This is a genomic window from Pseudoalteromonas issachenkonii, from assembly GCF_002310795.1.
In the GTDB taxonomy this organism is placed as follows: Bacteria; Pseudomonadota; Gammaproteobacteria; order Enterobacterales; family Alteromonadaceae; genus Pseudoalteromonas; species Pseudoalteromonas tetraodonis.
The window spans coordinates 3,038,698-3,057,256 of sequence record NZ_CP011030.1 but is presented as its reverse complement, the minus strand read 5'-3'; the positions used below and the strand labels follow the sequence as shown (position 1 = coordinate 3,057,256).

Genomic DNA, 18,559 nt, shown 5'->3' with positions numbered 1-18,559 from the left:
ATACTGCGCTTTAGAAACTTAACGGGGATGATTTAATGTATTTTGTAAGTCGAGTAACAGATCTTTTTTAGCCGGTGTGGTTTTAGGTGTCGCAGCTTGGGGTATAAATAAAACCAACTGAGTACCAGGTTTTAATACGCTTGAGGCAGATAATTTATTCCAACGCGCTAAATCGCTATGAGCAACGCCGTATAACTGACTTATATTCCAAAGGTTGTCACCGGGTTTTACGTGGTAATCTACCTCGATGGTTGGAATGATTTGCTCTTTTTGTTCTAGATAAGGGCTTATTTTATAGTTAATAGTGAGCGACTCAGGCAACGTTTGCGGCTCCCCTAAAATAAGCTTTTCGCCAACGCCAATAAAGTTATTTTGCTTATTATTGAGCTGTTTTAATACTTCTAAAGGCAGGCCAAAATGCCTAGCAATACCGTACAGCGTGTCATTTTTCTTAACGATGTATTCGCCTGCAAAATTGGCTTTAAAAAAGCGGTTTTTTAATAAAGCTTGTTGCTCTATAGGTAATAACAGAGTGTGCGGTCCATGGGGAGAGCTTTGATTTTTTAAATAACCCCGATTAAGGGCATGCAGTTGTTTGGCGCCCATGCCAGAGAGCTTGGCCATAACTGAAAAATCAAACTGTTTTGCCACATTTAGCGAGGTAGTCAGTGCTTTATAAGGAAGCTTTGGCCGTTTAAAATTTGCCTTAGGGTGTTTCACTAAATAGCTCAGTGCTAATAGTTTTGGTACATAGTCAGCGGTTTCTTTTGGCAGTGTTAGTGCCCAAAAGTCAGTTGATTTACCTCGTTTTTGATTGCGTTTTATAGCGCGCTTAACTCGGCCTTCACCGGTATTATAGGCCGCAAGTGCATGTAGCCAATTACCATCAAAACGTTTATGTAAATAGCTTAAATAATCAAGTGCCGCATCGGTTGAGGCTAATACATCCTGGCGTCCGTCGTACCATTGATCTGATTTAACCCCAAAATGATGCGCGGTTGCTGCAACGAGTTGCCACACTCCCACAGCGTGCTCGCTTGAGCGTGCGGTAGGTCTAAAGCCACTTTCTACAAATGGTAACAAGGCGAGCTCCATCGGCAAGCGCTTTTGCTCAACTTTTTTTACAATATGGTATAAAAAAGGCGCTGCACGTCGAGACACTATTTTTAAATAATTAGGCTGTTTTAAATACCAGTTAATGCGTTTTTTTAACGCCTGATTTTGCTCAACCGGTAAATGTAAGTTATCAGCAATATGTGCCCATAACTCTGTGGGTTGAGCTATTTCAGGGGCTTTGGCTGTGGCTTTTTTATTAATGACTTTGTGAGTGTTTTTAGAGGTCGGCGTATTTGATAATGCCGGTTTTGACTCTACAGGTGTGGGAACTGCAGGCGCAATGATCTCTGGCTGAGTGGTTTTACAGCTGCATAGCAATACAATGGCAAAGCATAAGATCAAGTGACGCATTTTGTTCCTTTTTAAAAAATATATTTCCATATTTTAACACAATCCATTGTGTTCAGTTATTGACTGTTTTTAGCGCGAAGTAATCCCGATTGCAAAAATAAGTGACTTGATTTTATATCAAGTGGTTCTTGTTGATAAGGTTTTAGTGCCTCAATAGGGAAGTTTTTTTGTAATTGCTCAATACTAGCTTCAGGGTTGTTTTTAGCATGCTCCGTAATCGCTTCTAAAAACGTGAGTGACTGTTTTAGTTTAACTTTATCGACTAAATCGCCATGCCCAGGAATAAAAAGTGACAGCGTATTATTATTTATATATTTTTTTAATAAGCGTTGCCATTGCTTAAGCTCGCCATGCCCAGGGTAGGGTAACCAATCGATGATATCACCACCAATTAAGGTTTTACCTTTGTCGGCAAGTAGTGTTAAATCGCCATTAGTATGTGCCTGGTGCGGGTTTATAGTGAGTGTATAGCCACCTAAATCTAACGTTTTAGATTCACTAATACTCATTTTTGGTGGTGTTAATTGATAGTCTTGCCAGCGAAATAAGCGCTTTTTAGCGCGGGTAAGCTTTTCTCGCCATTGAACTTGCTCAGCATCGGGTAAGGTGGCTAATCGTTGATAGCTCAGCTCAATGCTTTTCTCGAATCCCTCTAGCTTGTCTGTTAAAGCTTGCTGGTAAAGCGAAAAGTCGTTAGCGACTTGTTGGTGAGTAATAAGTTTTGCGTCTGGGAAGTAATGCTGCATAACCGCCATCCCCAGTAAGTGATCGTCATGAAAGTGGGTTGCAACTAAATAACACAAAGGCGTCTTTAGACGTTGTTTTAGCTCAGTTACCAGTTGTTCTACTGCCGCAAAGTTACCACTGGCATCAACGAGTAATGCACATTCACTGCCTTCAATTAATACTTGGTTAGAGTCGTAAAAACGAAGCCTTTCAGGTTGCTTAAGAAATTGAATATTAGCTGACAACGGTTGCCACTCAATTGCTGCCTCGCTTTTTGTTTGCATAAACAAGCAAATTAAAGGCAGTAAGCACTTACCTATTTTTTGAGCTTTACTTAAAAATAGTTGCATCTTTATCTCTAGCTGTATTTTTGACGGTAAAAACAATAAAAGCGCAAAATGCGCTTTTATTTAGTGTGCTCAGAGTTCGAGCTTAAGTACTGACTCAATTTATCAATCAGTTGATCTTGATATTCAAGCTCAACTGATTTTTGAGTTTTCGCTTCAAGCAATTCGTGGCTTAAATTTAAGGCAGCCATAAGTAATACTTTTTGATCGTTTCTGACTGTTGAACGTTGTTTCATTTGTTCAACTAAATCATTCAGATTTTTGGCGGCCGCTTTTAGTGCCTCTTCTTGCCCCGCAGGACAAGCAAATTGCTGCTCTTTACCAAGCAATTCAACAGTGACTCGCTGGTTTTGCAGCTCAGACATTAGCTTGCCTGTTGCGCGCTTTGTAATTTATCTAACAATGATGACAAGGTAGTACTTGCATCTTTTTGTTTTTCTTCATTTTCAAGGGCTTCTAACTGCAATAACTCATTTTCATCAAGTAGCTTGCTGTTTTGCTCTTTAAGCTCTGAAATATCAGTTTGTAACTGATTATTACGGGTAATTAGTTGGTCGATCAGTTGTTCGAGTTGTTGAAGAGTGTTGTTGTTCATAAATGCGCTCATATAACTGTAATTAATGTCATGCAAATGTAAAGCAAAGTGTGTTTATTTGCCAGCATTTACGCTGGTTTTAGGTGATTTTTATTCTATGTTAAGGGATAATTCACGCTATTGGCTTTTTCATTCAGAAGCGGTTCACGTAAACCCCCGCTTTTGCTGGTATCGATTGTCAAAGTAGTGTGCTTATGGTTCACTGATTTTATTAAATAGCGTATGGTGAAAATAAATAATGCTTAGTTACAGACACTCCTTTCATGCGGGCAACCCTGCCGATGTACTTAAACATTTAGTGTTAGCGCAAGTACTGGGTTATCAAACAATTAAAGATAAGCCGCTTGACTATATTGATACGCATTCGGGGGCTGGTTTTTTTGAGCTTGCTGCACCTGACGCGCAAAAAACCCAAGAGTACCAAGATGGCATTGAAAAACTGTGGCAACATACTAGCCAACACAGTGCCTTAAATGACTATATTGAGCTAATAAAATCATTTAATGAGAGCGCATCGCTGGCGTTTTACCCAGGCTCACCAAAAATAGCCGAGCACTTTTTACGCCGTCAAGATAAGGGCTGGTTTTTTGAGCTGCATCCGCGAGATTTAGTCTTACTTGAAGAAAACATGCAAGGTAAGCGCTCTATTCGTGTACGCGGCGAAAATGGGTTTGCAGGCTTAATTGGTTTGTTACCGCCAGCTTCGCGCAGAGCATGTGTGTTAATAGACCCACCTTATGAAATAAAAGACGATTACAATACGGTAGTACAAACCATTGTTAAAGCACATCAACGCTTTGCAACAGGGACTTACATGATCTGGTATCCGGTTGTGGACAGAGAACGTATTGATAATATGGAGCAGGGTTTAATTGACGCGGGCATTAAAAATATTCAATTATTTGAATTAGGTACTGAAGCAGATACAGAAGTACATGGTATGACCGCCTCTGGAATGATAGTGATAAATCCACCCTGGAAGCTGAAACAAACTATGGATGACGTGTTACCTGAACTAGTAAGCTTGTTGAGTAAGCCAAGTGGCTTTTATCGCAGCGAGCAGTTAGTTGCCGAATAAAAAAAATAAGCCTAGGGTCTGTTGACCTTTGCGGATTAAAATTTGTTCAAACTAGGGGCGGTTTAATCGCGGCGCGAGGTTTGTAACCTAGTGGGCTAAGTAAAAACCGAGCAAAGCTTCCGCGTCCTGCTCACGCCCCTTACCTACATCCATGTAGGCAACAAAGAGTAAATCGCCCTTAGGCAGAACCCTTCGGGCAGCGCCTGTTTGGCATTGATGCTGCGTTATCGCCTATTTATGGGGAATAACCACACCATATAGGCTCTGCCTTGCCTAAATACCAAACAGACTGCTGCAAATTTAACCTTGAAAGATCAACATACCCTAGTTTAACTGGGCTTTATACTGATCTGCTTAGATGCGGAGTATTGTTACGCTTAATTAAAAGTAAACAGCGTTAAAGGTTGCAAGTTGCTTGCCTGCCTCATTTTGTAATACTAATTTTTCACCGTTAATTTGCCATTGCGTTGCTGCTTGCAGCACACCCGCCATGGCGCTTTCTTGTGCCATATTGTCATGACACATTTTTTGCGTGGTAGCTAACTGCGTAAAAGTAACCGTTTGCTTCGATACTTCATAACCGCCATTAAAGTTATTGCACCCTAAAAAACCGTGCACAGTGTTGTCACTATTAAATTGAATAAATGGCTCTTTAGTATTCACTTCAACGGGATTGCCGTCGATTGAAACGGCTTTGAAGTAGGTATTTACTAAGTCAACGTCTGGCTTTGGCGCTACTTTTGAAACAATAATTTCTAAAGGCTCTGATGAGGCCGTATTAGCAAAAGGCGAGTTACTTGTTGTGCTGGTGTATAGTAAGTTTCCTTGATTATTAATGGTTGCGCGCACGCTGTAGCGATGGGCTGGATCAATTTTTTCAAGGTTGTATTCAAGCTCTACTTTATACGGAGGTGCGCCTACTAAATCAATTACCTGCTCAGAAATAACGGTTGCTGCCACATCCATTTTTGACACATCAACCAAGGTAACGGTTAGCTGTGAATTAGGCGCTAATAGGCTGCGATCTAGGTAGCTAACTTGTACTGGTAGAGAGGCTGTTGTTTGTTTCACAGCGCTATTTTGCTGTGCGGTGTCATCGTTACATGCGCTAAGCATAAGTGTGCCACTTGCTAAAAAACATAGGCCTGCAACCGACTTTAAGATTGAGTTTGGCTTTGGTGAGAACATAACAGTTCCTAGATATAATTACGGATATAAACAGTAGCATACGGCTAAGTTACTTAATCATCGCTTAACTTGTAAATACAGCCAATACAGAAAGTTGAGATATAAAAAAAGACGCTAGGCGCCTTGATTCGTTACTTATTTTTTAACGTATTTAGTTAAAATTACAATACGTTGTCCATCAACACGCCCTTCAATATGTTCTGGGTTGCTGGTTAAGCCAATATTGCGCACAGCAGTACCGCGCTTTGCCGTTAAGCTGCTACCTTTCACATCTAAGTCTTTTATTAAGGTGACGGTATCGCCAGCTTGTAGCACTACGCCATTACTATCAATGTGTTTAATATCATCATCTTCAGCAAGCGCTTGCTGAGCCCAAGTTAATGTGTCTTCTTCAAGGTAAATCATATCAAGTGCGTCTTGTGCCCAGCCATTATCGGCTGCTAGTCGTGTCAGCATGCGATAAGCAACAACTTGTACCGCCGGTGTTTGGCTCCACATGCTGTCATTTAAACAATGCCAATGAGTAGGAGTTAAATCGCGGGTGCCTTCAATTTGATCTTTACATGTTTGACAGGTGTAAATGCATTTATCTGAATGAGCTTCGGTAACTGGAGGTACTTCGTATACAGTTAAGTTATCTGTTGCTGCGCAGAGTTCACATTGGTTGTTGCTACGCTCTATTAAGGCTTGTTCAATGCTCATATTAGGGGCTCTTGTGAGTTTATAAAAAATATATAAGAGCATTATACCTTATAACCATAACCTTTGGGTATGCTCAGAGCGGCTGATAGCAGCAAAACCTTATAAAAAATAAGGTTAATAAAGGTTTTTATTTTAAGAATATAAATTTAGGCTTAGTCGCTTGTTTTTTATTCGAATTAAAATTGCAGCAAGTCTTTAAAGTTTCACTATACTGGTTAGGTATAACAATAAAAATAACGCTCACATCACTGCAAAACAGGAAGGGTAATGCCAAATAATCCAGACGTAAAAAATTCATCTATTTTGGTCACTCAATATATTGCTAGGCAACCCATTTTTCATGCTGATAGAAGCATTTTTGCCTTTGAGTTACTTTATCGCGATTCAGTTAATAATGCCTTTCCTGCGGGAACAACCGACGGGCAGGCCACTGGGCGACTTTTTTTTAATGCGTTAATGCTGGTTGGGGTGGAAAAGCTGGCGCTTAATCAGACCGTGTTTATAAACCTATCTAGTGAAGGACTTTTAGAGGATTTACCTACATTATTGCAGCCTGAAAATACTGTAATTGAAATTGTTGAGCGTACTGAAAATATCGAGCTTGTTACTCAACGAGTAACTGAGCTAAAAAAAGCAGGGTATGTATTTGCGTTAGATGATTATGACGCGCATGAAAAATGGCAACCTTTGCTCAGTTTGGTTGATTATATAAAGCTTGAAGTAGAAGAGCCTATAATAAAAACCACCATGCTACTTAAAAAGCTTAAACGCAATTACCCTGAGGTTAAAATAGTGGTAGAGCGAATTGAAACCTATGACGAATTTAGGCAGCTTAAAGAAGCTGGATGCGATTACTTTCAAGGATTCTTTTTTGCACGGCCAGAAATGCTCAGTTACGGTAATGTTGAGCCGTTAAAAATGGCGGTTTTTGATTTATTGCGCTGCACATCTCGTCCTGACTTGGATTTTAACGAAATTAATCAACGTATTTCTAAAGATGTGGGTTTAACCGCACGTGTTCTCAAACTAGTTAATGCTCGCTCTGCTAATAAAAATTTAGTGATTACGTCAATTCCACAAGCGGTTGTGTATTTAGGGGAAGATTCTATTAGAAAGTTTGTACGAGTACTGGCGCTGAGCGAACTTGGCTCAGACAAGCCTAGTGAACTTACTCGTTTAGGTTTATGTAGAGCGCAGTTTATGCAATTGATTTTAGAGCCCGGCGGAAAGATTATTGCAGAGCAAGGCTATTTAGTCGGCTTGATGTCGGTGCTTGATGCTATTTTAGATATGGAACTGGAAGCTATTGCCAAAGAGTTTAGTTTAGGGGCTGAGTTATCTGGTGCACTTTTAAGTTTTGATGGCATGATGGGGAACTCATTACATTTAATAAAAGCAGTAGAAGAAGATAACTGGCAATTGGCTGAAAAGTTGCTAGAGACTATTCGCCCTGCATCAGATATAGAGCTGGTGTATACAGCCATGTTAGATGCGCGCCAATATGCGGATGAGTTATTAGCCACCATTATTGAACAAGACTAACGCAAAACGTTTGGGTATGATTGGCACATATTGATTTTACTTAGTATTACACCATGCGTTTACTTTTACCTATCACGACTATTTTAATTGCCTTAGCTTTATTGATCCCCGGGGTGACACAGCCGGTGTTGAGTATGGAAGGCAAAATTGATAAATCTAAACTTGCTCAAGCCGGTATTGAAATGCTGGCAGATGAAGGAAATCAAAACACCCGTAATATGCTAATGATGATCTCGAGTATGTTGGGATTAGACAAACTTGAAGGCGAGATCAGCGCTTATCAAAAAACGCGTAGTATTTGGGGCACCGTTAACGAACTGGCCGATAACAAAAACTACTTAGTGGCGATATTAGTGGCGTTTTTTTCAATAGTGATCCCAACAATTAAGCTGCTGCTTCAATTGTTTTATTGTGCACTGAAGGAGACTTCGTTTAAGTACAAGCTTGGTAAAGTGATAATTGGCTTAAGTAAATGGAGTATGGTGGATGTGTTTGTTATTGCATTAATCGTGGCTTACATGGCTGGTAATGCAAACGCGAACTCAGAAGACTTACTTAATATGCATGCTGAGTTTGGTACTGGTTTTTGGTATTTTACCGGCTATTGCCTGTTCGCTATTGCGGCTAGTAGCTTGATAAAGCCAGTGGTAAAAACCAGTTAATGATTGAGTTTTAAACGCAGTTACCATAAACTTTTAGCGTCTATTTACTTTTAGGTTATTTCATTGCAACGTATTTACTGTATTTTACTCACGCTGACCTTGCTACTCACTTTTGTGGGTCAAGCTGTTGCGTCTGTATCTATGGTATGTGATGTGCCGCATATGAACATGGCAACCCATGCATCGATGCAGCATAGTGAAATGGCAATGAGTGACGACGCTGATACAACAACCATGTCTATGGATTGCTGTAGTGAGCAAAGCACGTTAACCCAAGATTGCAGTTGCCCAATGAGTGCTTGTAATTCGCATTCGGCCTTGCATGTAAACTCGCTATTTATAGCTTCCAAATTACCCTCTGAAAAAGTGCACCTTGCTGTCATGCAGCGCCAACCTAATTTTGCACGATCTCTTTATCGTCCTCCTATGCCTGCATAACCGCAGGATAGGTGTGTTTAAAATCTAGTCATTTAGCTTTTTGTCATCTATCTGCTTAAAAAATTAATCGTTTTTTATTTTTTAATTTTAAGTGGAGCAAGTGATGAATCACTTTGCAGTATTAAAAGCTGTTTTTGTGAGCAGCTTATTGAGCATTAGTCTCTCTGTACACAGTGCTGAACTGAGTTTAAATGAGGCAATTAACTATGCCTTAAACCATGAGCCTTGGCTTAAAGCCAGCAAACAAAAACAAGCATCAATTGAAGCAAAAAGTATTGCCGCAGGTACCTTACCTGATCCGGTACTCACGCTAGGGTTAATGAACTTACCCACTAATGGTTTTGCTTTTGATCAAGAAAATATGACCCAATTTAAAGTAGGAATTAGCCAATCGTTAAGCCGAGGCGATAGTTTAGCATTGCAGCAAAAAGCACTGTCTCAGTCGGCTGCGGTAGAGCCTTGGCTTCGTAAAGATAGACTCGCGCAGGTAAAAACCACAGTTACCGAGTCATGGCTCAATGCTTACAGAGCGCAGCGAACTATTGCACTTATTGAGCAGGACAAAGCCTTGTTTACTCAGTTAATCGATATTACCGAATCAAGTTATGTAAGCTCGGTGGGTAAAACACGCCAACAAGATATTATTCGTGCGCAATTAGAGCTAACCCGCCTTGAAGATAAACTAATGCAACTTGATCAACAGCTACAAGGTGCTAAAAAGCGGTTAACACAATGGTTGCCAATCGACATGCTAAGCCAGCCTGTTGGTGATGACTTTTCAGCGCTTGTAGCGTTAAAAAACTACACGGAATTAGAGTTTCAGCAATTAATGGCATTGCTATTAAAGCACCCCGCTATTATGGCGATTGATAATGCAATAGAGGCAAAGCAAACTCAAATAAGTGTGGCTGAGCAAGGCTATAAACCGCAAATTGGTGTGAATATGGGATATGGTTATCGCGATGATATGCCAATGGGGGGCTCACGAGCCGACCTTTTCTCTGTAGGAGTGAGTATAGATTTACCGCTATTTACCGACAATCGCCAAGATCAACTCGTTAATGCCGCGATTGCTGATAGCGAAGAGGCAAAAACACAAAAATTAATTGCCCTTAAAAAGCTACAAGGAATGTACTTTAAGGAAGTCAGCCAACTAACACGATTAAGTCAGCGAGCAGCGCTCTATAAAACTAAATTATTGCCGCAAATGGCCGAGCAATCCCAAGCGACCCTGAATGCTTATACCCGCGATGATGGTAATTTTTCGGATGTGATGCAAGCGCGGATCAGCGAATTAAATGCCAAAATAGACGCACTTAATATTCACGTTGATCAAAAAATTATTATTGCACGGTTAAATTATTACGCCAGTGCTGATGACGCCAGCTTAAAAAACTTATCACAGCAGGAGCTAACCTATGAATACTAATTTTAAATTGTCATTGGTGGCTATATGCAGTGCAGCGCTGACGGCCGGGGTATTATTGAGCTTGCCAGCTGAGCACACTATGCCAAGCGATAACAAAACCAATAGTAAAAAAGAGCCGCTTTATTGGGTGGCACCAATGGACAGTAATTATCGTCGTGATGAACCGGGTTTATCACCTATGGGTATGGATTTAGTGCCTGTTTATGAAGAGTCAGACAGTGATGCAAATAAAGGCCCCAGCAGTGTTAAAATTTCACCTACCGTGATCAATAACTTAGGTGTACGCACGGCACCGGTGGAGTTTGCAGCGCTGGAAAATGAAGTCAACACGGTAGGCTATGTACAGTATAACCAAGACCAGCTCATTCATATTCACCCGCGGGTAGAGGGCTGGGTAGAGACGTTATATGTGAAGGCCGCAGGCGATCAGGTTAAACAAGATGAGCCACTTTATACCTTGTATTCACCGCAATTAGTCAATGCCCAAGAAGAGTTTGTTTTAGCGTTAAAGCGCAATAATCCGGTGTTAATTCGGGCGGCTAAAGCACGTTTAAAATCGCTTAATGTGTCTGAGGGTTTTATTTCACGCTTACAAAAAAGTCAGCAAGTACTACAAAACATTACTTTTTATTCTCGCCAAGGTGGCGTTGTTGATGAGCTTAATATTCGTGAAGGGTTTTACGTTAAACCAGATACATCAATGATGAGTATTGCTCAGCTTGACGAAGTGTGGGTTGAGGCTGAGGTATTTGAACGCCAAGCTGAGCTGATCCGTGTTGGCTTACCGGTAACCATGACACTCGATTATTTAAGTGGTCAACGTTGGCAAGGGCAAGTGGATTATATTTACCCTACTTTAGATGCTAAAAATCGTACTTTACGAGTGCGTTTGCGCTTTAATAACGAAGGTCATCAGTTAAAACCAAATATGTTTGCGCAAGTGAGTATTCATAGCCAAAAAGCTGAAAAGCAGTTAATTGTGCCTAAAGAGGCGGTTATTCGCACTGGTAGCCAAAACCGCATTGTAATTGCGCTTGGTGAGGGGCGTTTTAAATCGGTTGAAGTAACCTTAGGGCGAAGCGATGCGACTCATACTGAGATTTTATCGGGTGTTATGGCTGAAGATGAAGTGGTTACTTCAGCACAGTTTTTAATTGATTCAGAGTCGAGTAAAAGCTCTGACTTTAAGCGTATGCAAGCCCCTTCGCACAGCACCATGGCAATGAGTGATAGTGACCCAAGCATGGCTACTGTGAATGGGGTTATCAACAGCATTGACCCTAGCACGCGGGTTATGAATATTAGCCGTGAAGCGATTGAAAAGTGGGGGCGCGGACCTGCAACTATGGACTTTGTGTTAGCAAAAAATGTAACGATTGAGGCGTTTAAGCTAAATGATGAAGTTACATTTACCTTTAGTATTGAGCAAGGTGAGTTTGTGATCCATACAATGACTTCTGTGCATGCTATGCACAGTCAGCACGAGTAGGAGTGGTTATGATTACTGCAATTATTCGCTGGTCTGTTGTTAATCGTTTTTTTGTACTGTTACTGACCGCTATATTGATTGGTGGCGGCTTGTATGCTGTAAAAAATACCCCAGTAGATGCCTTACCCGATTTATCTGATGTACAGGTTATTGTTAAAACATCTTACCCTGGGCAAGCGCCGCAAGTAGTGCAAGATCAGGTCACATTTCCTATAACCACGGCGATGTTATCGGTACCAGGGGCGCAAACAGTACGCGGTTTTTCGTTTTTTGGTGACTCCTACGTGTACGTTATTTTTGACGAAGACACCGATTTATACTGGGCACGAAGTCGTGTTCAAGAATATTTAAGTCAAGTATCTGCGCGTTTACCTAATACGGCAATTGCAGAGCTAGGCCCGGATGCCACAGGAGTTGGTTGGGTGTATTTATATGCACTCACTGATACCACAGGTAAGCATGACATAAGCCAACTACGCAGTTTACAAGATTGGTTTTTAAAGTTTGAACTGCAAACTGTGCCCGGTGTATCCGAAGTAGCATCGGTAGGTGGCATGGTGAAACAATACCAAGTTAACGTACAGCCCGATAAGTTACGTGCCTATGGTATTCCGCTAAGCCTTATTCAAACTGCCATTAAGCAAGGCAACCAAGAAATGGGGGCATCAGTTGTTGAAATGGCAGAAGCCGAATACATGGTTACCAGCACTGGCTATGTAAAAAGTGTGGCTGATTTAGAAGCGATTCCTCTAGGTATAAACGCTAACGGTACTGCACTGCAGTTACGTGATGTTGCTAATGTGCGTTTAGGTCCTCAAATGCGCCGTGGTGTTGCCGAGCTTAACGGCGAAGGCGAGGTGGCTGGTGGCGTAGTAGTGATGCGCTTTGGTGAAAACGCGCAAAAAACTATAGAGCTCGTCAAAGCTAAATTGGAGTCACTTAAAAAAGGCCTGCCTGAGGGGGTTGAAATTGTACCTGTGTACGATCGCTCTCACTTAATAAAAGACGCAGTTGACAACCTCACCTCTAAATTGATGGAAGAGCTTATTGTAGTGGCTTTAGTGTGTGTGGTGTTTTTATTCCATGTACGCTCATCGCTGGTGGCTATTATTACCTTGCCCTTAGGCATACTCACCGCCTTTATTATTATGTATTGGCAAGGGATTAATGCCAACATTATGTCGTTAGGGGGCATTGCTATAGCGATAGGTGCCATGACCGATGGTGCGATTGTGATGATTGAAAACATGCATAAACACATGGAGAAAAAACCGCTGACCGATGAAAATCGTTGGCAAGTGGTGATTGATTCTGCCAGTGAAGTAGGGCCTGCATTATTTTTTAGCTTATTAATCATTACAGTTAGCTTTATGCCGGTGTTTATTTTAGAAGCTCAAGAAGGGCGAATGTTTGCGCCATTAGCTTACACAAAAACCTATGCAATGGCGGCATCTGCCGGCTTAGCAATTACCTTAGTACCCGTACTGATGGGGTACTTTATTCGCGGTAAGGTGATATCTGAAAATAAAAATCCGGTAAACCGTTTATTGGTAAATAGTTATAAGCCACTGTTAAATATAGTATTAAAATTTCCAAAAAGCACCTTGTTGGTGGCACTGATTATTACTTTAGTGGGCTTTTATCCGGTTAATAAAATAGGCAGTGAGTTTATTCCACCTCTTGATGAGGGGGATTTAATGTATATGCCAACCACTTACCCTGGGATTTCTATTGGTAAAGCGCGCGAGCTATTACAGCAAACCGATAAGCTGATTGCCACTGTGCCCGAGGTAAAAACCGTATTTGGTAAAATTGGACGAGCGGAAACGGCAACCGATCCGGCACCACTGACCATGATTGAAACCTTTATACAGTTTAAGCCTAAAGATCAGTGGCGAGAAGGCATGACCACCGAAAAGCTCAAACAAGAGCTGGATGCTTTAGTAAAATTTCCAGGACTCACAAACGCTTGGGTAATGCCAATTAAAACGCGAATAGATATGCTGGCTACAGGGATTAAAACCCCAGTGGGTATAAAAGTCGCGGGGCCTAATTTGAATGAAATTCAAAAAATTGGCCAACAAATAGAAGTGCTGCTTAAAGATCTTCCAGGTACCGCATCGGTTTACTCAGAGCGAGTAGCGGGTGGGCGTTATATTAAGGTCGATATTAACCGCGAAAAAGCAGCGCGTTATAGTTTAAATATTGCAGATGTGCAGCAAGTGGTCGCAACCGCTATTGGCGGGATGAACGTGACTGAAACGGTTGAGGGTCAAGAGCGCTACCCGGTTAATATTCGTTATCCGCAAGCGTATCGTGATTCACCAGAGGAGTTAATGCTGCTGCCTATTGTAACCCCTGCTGGGCAACGCATTGCACTTGCCGATGTGGCTGATGTATACATTAGCGATGGCCCTCCTGGCATAAAAAGTGAAAATGCCCGTTTAAATGGTTGGAGCTTTATTGATATTAAAGATACTGACATTGGCAGCTACGTAGAAAGTGCTCAGCAGTTACTAAACGAGCAGCTAATTTTACCCGCAGGGTATTCTATAACTTGGGCAGGGCAATATGAATACATGGAGCGCGCTAAGGCGAAACTGAGTTATGTGTTGCCGTTAACCTTAGCCATTATTGTGGTGCTGCTTTACCTGAATTTTAGAAGCTTCACTGAAGTATTTATTATTATGGCGACATTACCACTGGCGATGATAGGGGGTATTTGGCTCATGTATTTAGAAGGCTTTAATTTCTCTGTTGCTGTGGGGGTCGGCTTTATTGCCCTTGCTGGGGTGGCCGTAGAAATAGGCGTTATTATGTTGGTGTATTTAAACCAAGCCTATAAAGCGCAGGTACAGGCCGCCTCTCAATTAGGAAAAAGCATGAGTATTGAGCAGCTTAAGCATGCCATATTAGAAGGCGCCGGTTTGCGCGTTCGCCCGGTAATGATGACGGTAGCAACCATAGTGATTGGCCTGTTACCTGTTTTATATGGCACAGGCACGGGGAGTGAAGTAATGAGTCGAATAGCCGCCCCCATGGTTGGCGGTATGTTTAGCGCCATTGTTTTAACATTGCTGGTATTGCCTGCTGTGTATTTATTATGGCGAAAGCGAAACCTATAATTTTTACACTGGTTGTGTAACTTGTACTGTAAAAAATCAGTGCAAGTTACCCAACTTTACTTTACCTTCTGATTTTATTGTATTTTTTATTGGCATGATTCACGCATCTATTTAATCATTAGGGTTAAATAGTAAGGAACGCACATGCAAGTTAAAACAATCCAAGAAGTGTTCGATTGGACCGTTCAATTTCACACACAAATGGCCGCTAATTTTTTTAGTGTAAAGGACCTACTCGGGGAGCATAACAAACAGCTAATTGATTATTGTGTTGAGTATGAAAAAAAGCTCGCTGAGGATTTAATTGGCTTTAAAGCCATCACGCAAATAAACACATTAGATACGTATTGTTATGAATATTTTTCAGAGCACTCAGAAATTATTAACTTTACTGATTTAGATCGCAGTAACCAGTTAGATGAGCAAGTAATTCAAGAGTATTTATCTCAGCAGCATCAAAAAGTATTAAATGCATATAGTTATTTGGCAGATAAAGCGCAGTCACCAGAGGCTCAAGAAAAGCTAGGGGAGATCTTACAGCTCGAAGAGCAAGGTCTGAAGCAGATGATGCAAAGTATTAACCGTCATGTAGATATGTAGCACTGGGTGTTATGCATAAAAAAGGCGCTGTAATTAGCGCCTTTTTCGTGTTCATACTAGTAGTACTGATTTAACTTTGCTCTACATCAACCACTAAGTCACTCGTAATTGACTCAAGAGCGTTAATTACTTCGTCTTTGTTAAGCCCATTAGGCAGGCTAACGGTGGCAACGGCACTAAAAATTGGCACCCCCCAGTTTGGCGCACTTTGCTGCCTTGAGTTTAAGTTCGTAATATTAGCGCCTTTATGACGAATAACACTTGCCAACTCTTGGACAATACCGGGACGATCGTTCCCGGTGATCACAAAATTAAGCTGCTCGAGTTCAACAGGCTCAATTTCGGTGTTGCCTTTTTCAATACGGACATCTAATTTAGGAAGCCCATTAAGCGCATCTTGAAATGCCTGTAAATGCTCTTCAGCCACCTCAACTTGTATAATGCCAGCAAAGTGGCCAAGCAAATGACTTAAATTACTGCTTAACCAATTACCGTGGTTTTCCAATATAACCGATGAAATACTTTCTACTAAACCGGGGCGATCTTCCCCTAAAATGGTTATTACCAACTGCTTCATAATAGTTCTCTTTTTAAGCCCAAATGAAAAAATAAATGCATAGGCATTAAGTGATGCGATCTAATGTATGTGATTCTTAATGTATGTAAAAGCTAACCACAAAAGGATTGTTATATCTTAATAGGTTACTTTATTATTGTTATATTAGATGCCCATTGAGTATTGTCTTGGATAAATAGTTTGTCCAATTAATAATTGATTTAGTTTATTAATAACACATAAATAAATACAATCATTCAATAAAACAATACTTTAATATTATTTCGTGGTTCCAGTAAAGAATTATTACGACTGTAACATTACTGTCACTTTGATGAAATATAATGCGCCCAACGTTAAGATATAAGGGTGTTTTGATGACTTCAAATCCGAATAAACCGACTTTTAATACGGATCGAAGCCGTCTATTTAAAGACCGGTTTGCTAAGTTTGGCATAACCGCAGGCGGTATAATGGTATTAATAGCACTGCTATTGATCTTTTTTTACCTTCTTTATGTAGTGCAGCCTATTTTCGAGTCAGCTAAAGTTGAAAAGCGCGCTAGCTTTAATGTTGCTAATGCTGAGCAAATAGTTGGGCTTGGTGTTGAAGAACAAACTGAGGTTGCTTACTTACTTGATAATCAAGGTCAAGTTAACTTCTATAGTGTTGATAAAGCAAACTTTGGTAAAAAACTAAAAACACTTAATGCCACTTTACCTGCGAAGGTAACCAGCTTTGCAAATAGTGCCCCTTTTCAAGGTCATTATGCGTATGGCTTAGAAGATGGCACCGTAACTATTGTTGCGCCTAAGTTTTTAGTCACCTTCCCTAATAATGAACGTAAATTAAGCCCGCGTTTAGGTTATCCATTGGGTGAGATGGCGTTAGAAGTTGATGAACAAGGTGCTGCTATTAAGCGTTTTGCCTTTAGCCATTATGAGGAAAAAACAGCCGTTGTGGCACTTACCGCCGATAAACGTGTGGTATTTAGCAGCTTTGTAGCCGAAGAAAATATGTTTACAGGTGAAGTCGAATGGCAAGTTGAACGTACCGAATTGAACGTTGATGGTCGCGTAGATGAGTTATTAATGTCGCCGGATACCACCCGCACATTTGTTCGCTCTGCTAATCAAATTTACGTATTCGATACTCGCTACCCAAGTGAAGTAGAGCAAATCCAATTATTATCTGCCAACGAAGAAAATGCTAATATCGTGTCATCACAATTATTAGCTGGCGCAAACTCCCTGATGCTGGCCAATGATAATGGTGAAATATCGCAGTGGTTTGAAGTAAACACTGACTCAGGTCGCGAGTTTCAAAAAATTCGTTCGTTTGAAACCACTAAGCAAAGTAAGCTCAATGTTTTTACTGAATTCTACCGCCGTACCTTTTTTACAACTGGTCAAAATGGTGAACTAGGCATTTATTACACAACCAGCGAAGCAAAGTTGTGGCAAGGTAAAGTCAGTGACGGTGCAATTGAACACTTTGCCATTGCTCCTCGCTCAAATGCGGCGTTAATTTTGGCTGATAACAAGCTAACGGTATTAGAAATTCATAACGAACACCCAGAAGTAACGTGGTCAGCGCTTTGGCAAGAAGTATGGTACGAAGGTTACCCTGAGCCGGGTTATATTTGGCAATCAACGTCTGCAAGTGATGACTTTGAATCTAAATTTTCATTGGTACCAATTTCATTTGGTACTTTAAAGGCTGCTATGTATGCAATGTTATTTGCTGTGCCTATTGCTATTTCAGCCGCTATTTACACCGCTTACTTTATGTCGAGCGAATTACGTCGCGTGGTTAAGCCGACCGTTGAAATAATGGAAGCTCTGCCAACGGTAATACTCGGCTTTTTAGCTGGCTTGTGGTTAGCGCCTTTAATTGAAGAGCACCTGCCGGCTATTGTTGGCTTACTCGTATTACTGCCATTAGGTATTTTAGCAACCGCTTTAGGTTGGACTAAATTACCTGCAGCTATTCGCCATAAAATTCCTGAAGGCTCACATTCAATTTTATTAATTCCTGTGGTGTTATTTATTGGTTGGTTGTCATTTGCGATGAGCGAAAGTATTGAACTGTGGATGTTTGATGGCAATGTGCGTCAATACTTAACCAATGAGCTTGGTATGACTTTCGATCAGCGTAACTCGCTTGTGGTTGGTATTGCGATGGGCTTTGCGGTTATTCCCACTATCTTCTCAATTGCGGAAGATGCGGTTTTCAGCGTTCCTAAGCATTTATCCAATGGCTCGTTAGCATTAGGTGCAACGCAGTGGCAAACGCTAATTCGCGTGGTGTTACTAACGGCTAGCCCAGGTATTTTCTCTGCGGTCATGATGGGGTTAGGTCGCGCCGTAGGCGAAACCATGATTGTACTGATGGCAACCGGTAATACGCCGATTATGGATTGGAGTATTTTCCAAGGTATGCGTACCTTAGCCGCTAATATTGCCGTCGAAATGCCAGAGTCGGAAGTGGGGAGTTCGCATTATCGAATTCTATTCTTAGCCGCCTTTGTATTATTCATATTTACCTTTATTTTCAACACCGTTGCTGAATTTGTTCGTCAGCAGCTGCGTGAAAAATATAGCTCAATGTAAGTG

The 18,559-nt window shown here is 41.1% G+C and carries 16 protein-coding genes; 9 read left to right on the top strand and 7 right to left on the bottom strand.

Annotated elements, in window-relative coordinates; translation table 11 throughout:
* Positions 1 to 18: 18 nt before the first annotated feature.
* Genes PISS_RS14145 through PISS_RS14130 form a run of 4 tightly spaced genes read right to left on the bottom strand, consistent with a single transcriptional unit; the run spans position 19 to position 3,135 of the window.
* Entirely contained in the window at positions 19 to 1,467 is a 1,449-nt protein-coding gene (locus tag PISS_RS14145; protein ID WP_024601946.1) for a transglycosylase SLT domain-containing protein, read from the bottom strand.
* 56 nt (positions 1,468 to 1,523) lie between these two features.
* Positions 1,524 to 2,543, bottom strand: a complete 1,020-nt coding sequence (locus tag PISS_RS14140; RefSeq protein WP_028835560.1) for an MBL fold metallo-hydrolase — start codon at positions 2,541 to 2,543, stop codon at positions 1,524 to 1,526.
* Positions 2,544 to 2,599: 56 nt separating this feature from the next.
* Positions 2,600 to 2,905, bottom strand: a complete 306-nt coding sequence (locus PISS_RS14135; RefSeq protein WP_058155312.1) for a cell division protein ZapA — start codon at positions 2,903 to 2,905, stop codon at positions 2,600 to 2,602.
* Complete coding sequence (locus PISS_RS14130; protein ID WP_008466311.1) at positions 2,905 to 3,135, bottom strand: hypothetical protein; 231 nt, start codon at positions 3,133 to 3,135, stop codon at positions 2,905 to 2,907. Before PISS_RS14130 ends, PISS_RS14135 begins: the two co-directional genes overlap by 1 nt.
* Before the next feature lie 238 nt (positions 3,136 to 3,373).
* Between PISS_RS14130 and PISS_RS14125 the strand changes: the two genes are divergently transcribed.
* On the top strand, positions 3,374 to 4,213 hold the full coding sequence (locus tag PISS_RS14125) for a 23S rRNA (adenine(2030)-N(6))-methyltransferase RlmJ (protein ID WP_013466006.1): 840 nt from the start codon (positions 3,374 to 3,376) through the stop codon (positions 4,211 to 4,213).
* A 381-nt stretch (positions 4,214 to 4,594) separates the two neighbouring features.
* On the opposite strand, the gene PISS_RS14120 is transcribed toward PISS_RS14125, so the two are convergent.
* Positions 4,595 to 5,401 (bottom strand): META domain-containing protein, encoded by an 807-nt coding sequence (locus tag PISS_RS14120; protein ID WP_058155311.1) that lies wholly within the window; start codon positions 5,399 to 5,401, stop codon positions 4,595 to 4,597.
* A gap of 135 nt (positions 5,402 to 5,536) precedes the next feature.
* A complete protein-coding gene (locus PISS_RS14115) occupies positions 5,537 to 6,103 on the bottom strand; it encodes a PhnA domain-containing protein (protein WP_024601949.1) in 567 nt (188 codons plus the stop codon).
* A gap of 267 nt (positions 6,104 to 6,370) precedes the next feature.
* Between PISS_RS14115 and PISS_RS14110 the strand changes: the two genes are divergently transcribed.
* The 7 genes from PISS_RS14110 to PISS_RS14080 all read left to right on the top strand — a co-directional run bounded on the left by PISS_RS14110 (position 6,371) and on the right by PISS_RS14080 (position 15,388).
* Positions 6,371 to 7,645 (top strand): EAL and HDOD domain-containing protein, encoded by a 1,275-nt coding sequence (locus tag PISS_RS14110; protein ID WP_058155310.1) that lies wholly within the window; start codon positions 6,371 to 6,373, stop codon positions 7,643 to 7,645.
* Positions 7,646 to 7,698: 53 nt separating this feature from the next.
* Positions 7,699 to 8,307, top strand: coding sequence for a paraquat-inducible protein A (locus PISS_RS14105; RefSeq protein ID WP_058155309.1), 609 nt, complete (start codon positions 7,699 to 7,701; stop codon positions 8,305 to 8,307).
* A 63-nt stretch (positions 8,308 to 8,370) separates the two neighbouring features.
* Positions 8,371 to 8,745 (top strand): hypothetical protein, encoded by a 375-nt coding sequence (locus tag PISS_RS14100; protein ID WP_013466001.1) that lies wholly within the window; start codon positions 8,371 to 8,373, stop codon positions 8,743 to 8,745.
* A 103-nt stretch (positions 8,746 to 8,848) separates the two neighbouring features.
* Positions 8,849 to 10,174 carry a TolC family protein gene (locus PISS_RS14095; RefSeq protein WP_058155308.1) on the top strand — a complete coding sequence of 442 codons (1,326 nt, stop codon included), beginning with the start codon at positions 8,849 to 8,851 and terminating at the stop codon, positions 10,172 to 10,174.
* Entirely contained in the window at positions 10,164 to 11,663 is a 1,500-nt protein-coding gene (locus tag PISS_RS14090) for an efflux RND transporter periplasmic adaptor subunit (protein ID WP_058155307.1), read from the top strand. Before PISS_RS14095 ends, PISS_RS14090 begins: the two co-directional genes overlap by 11 nt.
* Positions 11,664 to 11,671: 8 nt before the next feature.
* Positions 11,672 to 14,788: an efflux RND transporter permease subunit gene (locus tag PISS_RS14085; RefSeq protein ID WP_096040841.1), complete on the top strand. Its 3,117-nt coding sequence runs from the start codon at positions 11,672 to 11,674 to the stop codon at positions 14,786 to 14,788.
* A 144-nt stretch (positions 14,789 to 14,932) separates the two neighbouring features.
* The gene (locus tag PISS_RS14080) at positions 14,933 to 15,388 is read left to right on the top strand and encodes a hypothetical protein (protein WP_058155306.1); all 456 of its coding nucleotides are present in this window, start codon (positions 14,933 to 14,935) and stop codon (positions 15,386 to 15,388) included.
* 70 nt (positions 15,389 to 15,458) lie between these two features.
* Here PISS_RS14080 and PISS_RS14075 read toward each other — a convergent pair whose 3' ends face one another.
* On the bottom strand, positions 15,459 to 15,965 hold the full coding sequence (locus PISS_RS14075) for a glycine cleavage system transcriptional repressor (RefSeq protein WP_013465996.1): 507 nt from the start codon (positions 15,963 to 15,965) through the stop codon (positions 15,459 to 15,461).
* A gap of 356 nt (positions 15,966 to 16,321) precedes the next feature.
* Here PISS_RS14075 and PISS_RS14070 point away from each other — a divergent pair, with 356 nt between their 5' ends.
* Positions 16,322 to 18,556: an ABC transporter permease subunit gene (locus PISS_RS14070; RefSeq protein WP_058155305.1), complete on the top strand. Its 2,235-nt coding sequence runs from the start codon at positions 16,322 to 16,324 to the stop codon at positions 18,554 to 18,556.
* Positions 18,557 to 18,559 lie beyond the last annotated feature (3 nt).

What these genes read in the sequence shown, in the direction of transcription:
- PISS_RS14145 (WP_024601946.1), bottom strand. Translation starts at nt 1,467, where the DNA reads ATGCGTCACTTGATCTTATGCTTTGCCATTGTATTGCTATGCAGCTGT.
- PISS_RS14140 (WP_028835560.1), bottom strand. Translation starts at nt 2,543, where the DNA reads ATGCAACTATTTTTAAGTAAAGCTCAAAAAATAGGTAAGTGCTTACTG.
- PISS_RS14135 (WP_058155312.1), bottom strand. Translation starts at nt 2,905, where the DNA reads ATGTCTGAGCTGCAAAACCAGCGAGTCACTGTTGAATTGCTTGGTAAA.
- PISS_RS14130 (WP_008466311.1), bottom strand. Translation starts at nt 3,135, where the DNA reads ATGAACAACAACACTCTTCAACAACTCGAACAACTGATCGACCAACTA.
- PISS_RS14125 (WP_013466006.1), top strand. Translation starts at nt 3,374, where the DNA reads ATGCTTAGTTACAGACACTCCTTTCATGCGGGCAACCCTGCCGATGTA.
- PISS_RS14120 (WP_058155311.1), bottom strand. Translation starts at nt 5,401, where the DNA reads ATGTTCTCACCAAAGCCAAACTCAATCTTAAAGTCGGTTGCAGGCCTA.
- PISS_RS14115 (WP_024601949.1), bottom strand. Translation starts at nt 6,103, where the DNA reads ATGAGCATTGAACAAGCCTTAATAGAGCGTAGCAACAACCAATGTGAA.
- PISS_RS14110 (WP_058155310.1), top strand. Translation starts at nt 6,371, where the DNA reads ATGCCAAATAATCCAGACGTAAAAAATTCATCTATTTTGGTCACTCAA.
- PISS_RS14105 (WP_058155309.1), top strand. Translation starts at nt 7,699, where the DNA reads ATGCGTTTACTTTTACCTATCACGACTATTTTAATTGCCTTAGCTTTA.
- PISS_RS14095 (WP_058155308.1), top strand. Translation starts at nt 8,849, where the DNA reads ATGAATCACTTTGCAGTATTAAAAGCTGTTTTTGTGAGCAGCTTATTG.
- PISS_RS14090 (WP_058155307.1), top strand. Translation starts at nt 10,164, where the DNA reads ATGAATACTAATTTTAAATTGTCATTGGTGGCTATATGCAGTGCAGCG.
- PISS_RS14085 (WP_096040841.1), top strand. Translation starts at nt 11,672, where the DNA reads ATGATTACTGCAATTATTCGCTGGTCTGTTGTTAATCGTTTTTTTGTA.
- PISS_RS14080 (WP_058155306.1), top strand. Translation starts at nt 14,933, where the DNA reads ATGCAAGTTAAAACAATCCAAGAAGTGTTCGATTGGACCGTTCAATTT.
- PISS_RS14075 (WP_013465996.1), bottom strand. Translation starts at nt 15,965, where the DNA reads ATGAAGCAGTTGGTAATAACCATTTTAGGGGAAGATCGCCCCGGTTTA.
- PISS_RS14070 (WP_058155305.1), top strand. Translation starts at nt 16,322, where the DNA reads ATGACTTCAAATCCGAATAAACCGACTTTTAATACGGATCGAAGCCGT.